Genomic DNA, 1,488 nt, shown 5'->3' on the forward strand with positions numbered 1-1,488 from the left:
TGACGAGCGGCGGACGGGTGAGTAATGCATAGGAATCTGCCCGATAGTGGGGGATAACCTGGGGAAACCCAGGCTAATACCGCATACGTCCTACGGGAGAAAGGGGGCTTCGGCTCCCGCTATTGGATGAGCCTATGTCGGATTAGCTAGTTGGTGAGGTAATGGCTCACCAAGGCAACGATCCGTAGCTGGTCTGAGAGGATGATCAGCCACATCGGGACTGAGACACGGCCCGAACTCCTACGGGAGGCAGCAGTGGGGAATATTGGACAATGGGGGCAACCCTGATCCAGCCATGCCGCGTGTGTGAAGAAGGCCTTAGGGTTGTAAAGCACTTTCAGCGAGGAAGAACGCCTAGTGGTTAATACCCATTAGGAAAGACATCACTCGCAGAAGAAGCACCGGCTAACTCCGTGCCAGCAGCCGCGGTAATACGGAGGGTGCAAGCGTTAATCGGAATTACTGGGCGTAAAGCGCGCGTAGGTGGCTTTATAAGCCGGTTGTGAAAGCCCCGGGCTCAACCTGGGAACGGCATCCGGAACTGTGAGGCTAGAGTACAGGAGAGGAAGGTAGAATTCCCGGTGTAGCGGTGAAATGCGTAGAGATCGGGAGGAATACCAGTGGCGAAGGCGGCCTTCTGGACTGATACTGACACTGAGGTGCGAAAGCGTGGGTAGCAAACAGGATTAGATACCCTGGTAGTCCACGCCGTAAACGATGTCGACCAGCCGTTGGGTGCCTAGAGCACTTTGTGGCGAAGTTAACGCGATAAGTCGACCGCCTGGGGAGTACGGCCGCAAGGTTAAAACTCAAATGAATTGACGGGGGCCCGCACAAGCGGTGGAGCATGTGGTTTAATTCGATGCAACGCGAAGAACCTTACCTACCCTTGACATCTATAGAAGATTGCAGAGATGCGATTGTGCCTTCGGGAACTATAAGACAGGTGCTGCATGGCTGTCGTCAGCTCGTGTTGTGAAATGTTGGGTTAAGTCCCGTAACGAGCGCAACCCTTGTCCTTATTTGCCAGCGAGTAATGTCGGGAACTCTAAGGAGACTGCCGGTGACAAACCGGAGGAAGGTGGGGACGACGTCAAGTCATCATGGCCCTTACGGGTAGGGCTACACACGTGCTACAATGGCCGGTACAAAGGGCTGCGAGCTCGCGAGAGTCAGCGAATCCCTTAAAGCCGGTCTCAGTCCGGATCGGAGTCTGCAACTCGACTCCGTGAAGTCGGAATCGCTAGTAATCGTGAATCAGAATGTCACGGTGAATACGTTCCCGGGCCTTGTACACACCGCCCGTCACACCATGGGAGTGGACTGCACCAGAAGTGGTTAGCCTAACGCAAGAGGGCGATCACCACGGTGTGGTTCATGACTGGGGTGAAGTCGTAACAAGGTAGCCGTAGGGGAACCTGCGGCTGGATCACCTCCTTAAACGATGCGTCACAGTTAGTAAGCGTCCACAATGAATTACCTGATCAA

1 rRNA gene is annotated in these 1,488 nt (G+C 54.6%); it reads left to right on the plus strand.

The annotated features are described in order from the left end of the window. A 16S ribosomal RNA gene (locus ACT3TR_RS17355) occupies nt 1-1,440 on the plus strand; the annotation flags it as partial. Nucleotides 1,441-1,488: the final 48 nt, after the last annotated feature.

The sequence above is a fragment of the Halomonas sp. AOP12-B1-6 genome (assembly GCF_052379225.1).
GTDB classification, from domain to species: Bacteria; Pseudomonadota; Gammaproteobacteria; order Pseudomonadales; family Halomonadaceae; genus Vreelandella; species Vreelandella casei.